At 38.4% G+C, this 7468-nt stretch carries 7 protein-coding genes; all 7 read right to left on the reverse strand.

Annotation, left to right across the window (positions count from 1 at the left end):
- Window positions 1-1067, reverse strand: a 1067-nt coding sequence (gene iscB, locus AMDU4_RS12905) for an RNA-guided endonuclease IscB (protein ID WP_021788377.1), incomplete at its 3' end; no start/stop codon positions are given.
- Between the two features lie 30 nt (window positions 1068-1097).
- Window positions 1098-1352, reverse strand: coding sequence for a HEPN domain-containing protein (locus AMDU4_RS12910; protein ID WP_021788378.1), 255 nt, complete (start codon window positions 1350-1352; stop codon window positions 1098-1100).
- Window positions 1353-1920: 568 nt separating this feature from the next.
- On the reverse strand, window positions 1921-3411 hold the full coding sequence (locus tag AMDU4_RS12915; protein WP_021788381.1) for an aldehyde dehydrogenase: 1491 nt from the start codon (window positions 3409-3411) through the stop codon (window positions 1921-1923).
- Window positions 3412-3510: 99 nt separating this feature from the next.
- Complete coding sequence (locus tag AMDU4_RS12920; RefSeq protein WP_021788375.1) at window positions 3511-3915, reverse strand: SCP2 sterol-binding domain-containing protein; 405 nt, start codon at window positions 3913-3915, stop codon at window positions 3511-3513.
- A gap of 128 nt (window positions 3916-4043) precedes the next feature.
- On the reverse strand, window positions 4044-5585 hold the full coding sequence (locus AMDU4_RS12925; protein ID WP_021788382.1) for a thiamine pyrophosphate-binding protein: 1542 nt from the start codon (window positions 5583-5585) through the stop codon (window positions 4044-4046).
- A complete protein-coding gene (locus AMDU4_RS12930) occupies window positions 5582-6520 on the reverse strand; it encodes an NAD(P)-dependent oxidoreductase (RefSeq protein WP_021788383.1) in 939 nt (312 codons plus the stop codon). The genes AMDU4_RS12925 and AMDU4_RS12930 overlap by 4 nt, the downstream gene beginning before the upstream one ends.
- Window positions 6521-6744: 224 nt before the next feature.
- Window positions 6745-7074 carry a hypothetical protein gene (locus AMDU4_RS12935; RefSeq protein ID WP_021788384.1) on the reverse strand — a complete coding sequence of 110 codons (330 nt, stop codon included), beginning with the start codon at window positions 7072-7074 and terminating at the stop codon, window positions 6745-6747.
- Window positions 7075-7468 lie beyond the last annotated feature (394 nt).

Raw genomic sequence — 7468 nt, forward strand, 5'->3', positions numbered from 1 at the left:
TCTAGAGGATCCCCTTTATCCAGACCAAGAGAAATACGATTCTTCTTTGTAATGTAACCGAATGTATGATCTGCTCCAGTTAGCTGAGTGAGTTTCCACCTTACAGTGTTCATGAATGCCGCATCTCTCATGGTGATCAATGCACTCTTTCTCACTTCAGGATATCCAAACTCTTCTGCTGTGAGGTTATTCTTCTTCTGATTACAGTCATGGCATGAGATGGCAAGGTTGTCTACTGTATTAGAGCCGCCCCTTGATCTGGGTGTGAGATGTTCTATTTCAAGAGGCACACCGGTCTTGCTGCAATACACACAGATATGATGGAACTTCTCAAGGAGATATTCCCTGATCTCATATCCCTGAAGTTCTCCCTGCTGGTATTCTATTCCACTTATCTCAGGGTTCTTCATCTTCTGCTGATCGAATGAAGCAACCTCAATAATAATATCGGATATTGGAAGTATTTTTTTAAGTTTCTCAATCAGTCTTATGTGAGTCTGTAGTTTGTGATCTATGCTGGGTGCAAGCCATCCTTTCTTTTTGTTTCCACGGTTCATAAATCTTGGTTTCCTGTACCAGAGTTTGTTTCTCCTGTTCCTACGGTACATAGATTTCTCTTTATTGAGTTTGGGTATATCAGTTCTTATGACCGCTTCTCCTGATATCAGCTCTCTCTTTTCTGTTACTGCAGAGAATCCAATGTGCTTGTATCCGGCATCTATACCCAATGTTACTGGTTGCTTTGTCTCTCCAGTTGCATATAGAAGTTGTATAGTGAATGGATTTGAGAATGCAACCTTTGCTTTTTTTCCCTTTAATAATTTTCGTGCCTTTCCTGGTGTTGTCGGCATTAATGGTTCGTCGCGCATGTTTATGACGGGAACCCTCAGGTCCTGTCCAGCCATGCCTGACTGTAGGTCCACATTGGGGTTGTTAGAAGGGGTTTTTAAACCATGCACACTGAGAGTTTCCTCTCTGTTTAATGTATGATCACAGTTGCCACGGACTTGTGGAGCATCCGTAGGTGTGTATGTATCTCTCCTATCTAACTTCTGCTTCTCTTTCATGTTTTTCACCATGTCTTTCAAGCCCCCTAATCAACTCTTGCGCTGTTCCTCACGAGACAAGCCCCTTCCGTCAGGGAGGGGTAGTTGACTTATCAATTCTTTTAACGAATGAGTACGTGGATAGTATCCTAATTTTATCAGCATTGCATATTTTAATATTAATTCGCAATATTGTTCCATGTTAAAAATAGCCAAATCGTATTTTTTAATGTCTATGAGATGTTTTGATTCTTCTAAAAAATCAGAACTCCTTTTTTTTAAAATTTGAGCTTCACTAAACGACACGTATATCTATATATCATTTTATATTGAGATTTAAATATTGACAGTTCACTTCGTGACTTTACGGCAATTTTTTAATTCGTCAGTCTCAATGTGCAAAAATACAATAAAAAATAAGTAAGTCCTATGAATTGAAGGAAGTCTGCATGAATCTATAAATAATACAATATAATCGTAAATCCGATCCAATGTTTTGTGCTCAAAACCTCATTGTATTTGCAACTAAATTCAATGATTAACACATATAATAAAAATGATACATTTAAAGAATTAATTACTTTGCATGACATAAATGTTGATTTAAACGATATAAAAACGTTATTAACAATGAGATATGACAGTATGAACGATGATAGAATAATTGTAGGTATGGAGTTTAAAACAAATTCAAGTTTAGATATATATTAAACACGGTGATCAATGTGGAGAAAAATATATATTTCCAGAAGAGGTATAAAATAGAAAATATGGAATTAAAAAATATTGCAAATTCCTTCATGCATGGCTATTATAAAGCTGACATACTAGTGCATGTTAATTCGGAAAAACCAGACAGAATTATGCACATATCCTATGTTGGTTTTATTAATATGCCATATGCAATATCAGACATGCCAGATTCATTATTTCCATAAAATATGTGCCTGGTCTGGGTGTATTCTATAATTCCCTCAAGTCCCAGTTCACGGCCAATGCCACTTTTCTTGAACCCACCTCTGGGTGCAGCGGCAGAAAGGAGGTGATATTCATTTATCCAGACTGTTCCTGCCTCGATCATGGATGCTATCCTTCCAGCCCTGTTCAAATCACGAGTCCATATACCCGCTGCAAGTCCATATTTTGTGCTGTTGGCAAGCTCTATGGCTTCTTCCTCCGACCTGAAGGGGTAAACTGTAAGCACCGGTCCGAATATTTCTTCGTCTGATACCGCTGATCCTGGATGAAGTCCGGAAAGAAGTGTGGGAGGGAAATATATTCCATTATCCGGTGCATCTTTCATCTTTCTCGAATAGAATATTTTTCCACCCGCATTGACAGTTTCCCTAATCAGTGAATCAATTTTCTCCTTCTGTTCCAGGGTTGTAATTGCGCTTATGTCTGTGTCAAAATCCAGGGGGTTTCCGGATTTCATCGAATCAAGATATATTTTCATCTTTTCCAGAAATTTGTCCATGACCGATTCTTCAATAATAAGCCTGCTTGCAGATTCACACAATTGCCCTGCATTAAGGAATATCCCGAATATAACACCCTTTACCGCATGGTCAAGATCTGCATCTGCGAACACTATATTGGGTGATTTTCCTCCAAGCTCTAGGGAAACCTTCTTTATATTTTTTGCTGCCTGTTCCATTACCTTTGATCCGGTAGGTGTAGAACCTGTAAAGCTTATCATATCAATGCTGTCACTCTCAATCAGATAGGTTCCTGTTGTCCTTCCCGTTCCATTTACAAGGTTCACCAGTCCATCGGGGAAACCTGCAACTTTCATATCCTTTACCAGTTCCATAGCAGTTAGGGGAGTATAATGTGAGGGTTTAATGACGACACTATTTCCCGCAAGCACTGGAGGAATTATCTTCCACACTGCCATTAAAAAGGGCACATTCCATGGTGCAATGGATGCTACAACTCCCATTGGAGCATTCTGAACTATACCCTCTGTTCCAGGGTATTCAGGGTGTGTAATATTCCTCTGGAATTTGAATTCATCAGTTTCTGCAAAATACCTGATATGGGATATTGCAAGTGGTATATCCATGAATGTACTCTGCCTTATGGTTTTACCAGTATTTTGTGACTCCAGCTGGGCATATATGTCAGCCTTTTCCTGCACAATGTCCGCAAGTTTCCCTATTAATTTCTGCCTTGATGAAATAGTAGAGGAGGCATAAAATGCCATAAAAGCTTCCCGAGAGGATTTTATTGCACGTTCCACAGCCTCTCTTCCAGCATTTACGATATACCCTATTAGGGAACCATCCACAGGGCTATTCAGGGAAATTTTTTCCCCATCGGTTTCTTCTTTTCCATTTATTATGTTTCCAAAGACTTTATCCATTTTATCTACCCCATTTCCTGCCTACGCAGTCAATTATAAAAATATTTCATTGAATATTCATAAAAATATAAATTTAAATTACAGAATCTACAGTGTTGCCTAAAACTGTGTATCAACCATTTTGGCTGTGTTTACCATTTCCTTGGCAGCATTTGTATATCTCATTATTTTCATCATGGAGCCATCAAGCTTGAATTTGCCTGTCATAAGGCCCTGTATGGGATCTATTTCTCCCTTTATTAGCTTTACCCAGTTGGAATACTTTCCCATATACTTGAAGCTGGACTTTGGTACATCGCCCTCTTCCTTGCCAACAGCCGAGTCAATGCATTTGCCTGCCTTCAGGTTCAGATATAAATACCAGTAATCCTTATATGTTTCATCTGGCTGGACAACAAACGTTATTGAATCATCCCATGTTTTTCCTGCATCGCCGTAAGCAGGATTTGAATTTAGCTTTTCCACATATTCTTTAGCCCATTCATCACTCGGAAATTTTGCCATAATATATATAAATGATATTATTATATTAATCTTATTGTCTGGAAATTAACTATGCGGAAGAATACAGAAAATAGAAGAATACTATAGCCAGTGAATAAACGTACTGAATAGAAAATGTTAGAATTAATTTATAAAAACATCTTCTCCACTGTTTTTTCAGTATTCACTACAAGCACCTTTGGATAATTTCCCTCATGCAACCACTGTAGGTCTGAAAGATCCTTATCAGCAGTTCTTGTTTCCACGCCGAAACCTCTGGATACAGCCTCTATGTCCAGGTCAAGCTGGAAGTATTCCCTTCTTTCCATTTCAGGAAAATAACTTTTTGAAAAGCTCTTAAGTATGTTGTATCCACCGTTGTTCAGAACAAGGAATTTAACAGGTATATTATAACGCTTAGCTGTCCATAGGCCCTGAACTGTATACATGAACGCCCCGTCACCAATAATTACCAGTGTCTTCTGGTTGTTTATTCCTATTCCCAGTGATGCCGCTGTCGCCCAGCCCAGCTGCCCTGATTTTGCTGTAAAATATTTCCTGTAACCGTAGCCGAATGTAGCCCTCACATTTTCAGATGATGATATGGCCTCATCAACTATTGTATAATCAGAAAATAATTTTTTAGCATTGAATAGAACATAATCAACGCCCATGGATAATCTCTGCCTTGCAACCCTGTTTGGATACATGTAATCTTTAGGCCTGGTGAAGTCTCCCTTATTTTTTACCAGTTTAACAGCATCCCGCAAAAAGATTTTGGGATTTACCATGTATGAATCGCCCGTTTTGTGGGAAATATCAGTTCCAATGAATATCACATCCTTTCCGGGGAATGGCAATGATGGAAGATATGGATAAAACGTTATGTCTCCCCCGATAAAAATTATGAGGTCATTATTAAGAAATTTTAAATTCATGAGCGTGGAGGCAGGAAGCAGATCACCTGCATACCGTATATTTTCCGTATTGAACGTCCCTCTGGATGCCAGTGGTTCGCTGTATACCTCAACACCGAGCTTTTCTGCAAATTTTTCCGCTTCCTCATATGCATTGTAAACATCTATCTCATAGCCAAATACTAGGGCAGGGTGCTTTGATCTGTTTATTCGTTCCACAATTTCTTCTATGGCATCCGGATCATTATATCCAGTATTGATTTTTGCATCTCTGTAAGAAATATTCTCGGCATCATAGTCCATCATGTCCATTGGCACAGATATGAATACCGGACCTCTGGGTAGAGTCATAGCTATCGCCTTAGCCCTTCTGAAGGCAACAGGTATATCCGCTGGATTCTTGATTTCATATGAATATTTCACAATGCCAGAAACTGTATGCATCAGGTCTCCAGATAATATGGGGTCATATACTATATGCCTGGTATCCTGCTGTCCAGCTGTTACCACCACTGGGGACCTATTCCATTTTGCAGTATTTAAAAATGACATTGCATTGCCGAGTCCGGGTAGTGAATGCAGGTTTACCATGGATGCAGTATTATTGTACTGTGAATACCCATCGGCCATGCCCAGTGCTATGGAGTCGTGGAGTGTCAGATAATATTTTCTGATACCTCTTAACATTGGTATTTCTGTGGTTCCCGGATTACCGAAGACAGGTGAAAGGTTCAGTGTGTCCAGAGTCTTTTCAAGTATTTCATATCCTTTCATACTTCATCATCTACTCTATACAATGGTTCAATTCCCTGTGAATACCTTATCACATTGCCTATTGTCTCTGTTATGAATCTTTCCTGGCTTTCCATTGTGACACCTGCAATATGTGGAGAGAAGAGCACATTGTCCAGATGGAACAGTTCTGATGAGAAATCAGGCGGTTCAATGCTGAACACATCTATAGCAGCATAAATATTCTTTTCCTTTATTGCCTTTACCAGTGCCTTTTCGTCAACTATCTCACCTCTGGATGTGTTAATGAATATGGCATTATCCTTCATCATCCCGAATCTGGCATCATTGAACATCATCCTTGTACTTCTGGTAAGAGGAGTATGCACAGAAATAATGTCTGATACCCTGATCAATTCGTCCAGGTTAAGGTATGTGAGCCCATAGAATTCTTCGTCCTTTTCAGGTAGCCGCACAGGATCATAATATACGATGCCCACGTTAAATGGGATCAGTTTCTGTGTCAGTTTAATGCCTATTGCCCCCATTCCTATAATTCCAAATGTTTTTCCCTGCAATTCCCGGGAATTGGTAAGCAGAGGCCATGTACCGGATTTGATCTCCATATGGAATGGTATAAAGTTCTTTAGAAGTGCCAGAGCCGCTCCTATGGCATGTTCTGCAACCGCATCCTTATTTGCCACAGGAACATTGCAGAGGAGAATATTCCGCCTTCTCACTTCCTTTATGTCCACATTGTTGTATCCAGTACTTGCAACCTGGATAAATTTCAATTCCGGGAATTTGTCCATCTCATTTTTTCCAAATGGTGTAAAGGTTGTTATTACAACCACATCTGCATCATTTTTTTCAAAGTCTGTATCTGTAACAATTTCAATCCCTGGCATTATCTGATCCACGGATTTTTTAATATTTTCCAGGTCCAGAAATGCAGGTAGTATGGCCACAACTTTCATAGTAATCTAATTTCCCTCCCCTTAAAAACTTTGTGGATGGACAGTTAGGTCATGGATATTGCAATAATTTACTATCAAAATTGATAAGGAAAGTAACATGACCTTGGGTTTCAGGTATTAAAATTCTTCAAAGGTTGAAGAATTAATTAAGATATAATTTCTGATAATAATTCAATGTTTGATGATCTACAGAATCCAGAAGCCAACACTGCTTATATCCAGCTTCATTCCTGTTCCTTTTCAAAATGTAGAAGTTTATCATCTAGTTTTAATTCAAATTCCAACTTTCCCATAATCAACAATGGTTCGGCCTTTATAAGAGTTTGTGCCCTCACATCATTTTTATTAAGCCCGTATCTTTTCGGCCTTTTCCCAGATTCAAGTACTAATCCACTGTTAATAAAATCCCTGATTATGGAATACGCTTCTCTTTTAGAGACCTCAGTTTCATCAATTATATCTTTAACTGTTAATTCCTCATCAGAATTTTCGGCCAAAATTTCTAAAATAGCTACTCTTGGCACTTTTCCAAATATGTCAGTAAATGCCCCCATTAAGTAGATATTTGTTTGTAGTACAAAAGGTATGCTATGTTTAAAAAATGAATATATTAGTATGAAAATTTTAAAACTGTGACTTTACATCTATTTTACTATTACATGGTTCACCATGCTGAAATTTCCGGCATTTTTCCATCATTCATTCTAAGGTGCTAAATTAATTTTCCAGCATTGAATTTCTCTATAATCCTCAGGCCATTCGTATGAATACATTAAGCAGGTATACAATAAGCAGGTATACAATAAGCGAGAAAGACATCTGTGCCTTCATTTTCTGGGAAGCTCAGTGATTGAGTGAACGGCACGACTATATATTGATTATTAAATGGGATGCACGATTCTAGGTTGTTTTTCCCTTCTAACAAAATAATTGATTTTCCATTAGATT

The sequence above is a fragment of the Ferroplasma sp. Type II genome (assembly GCF_000496155.1).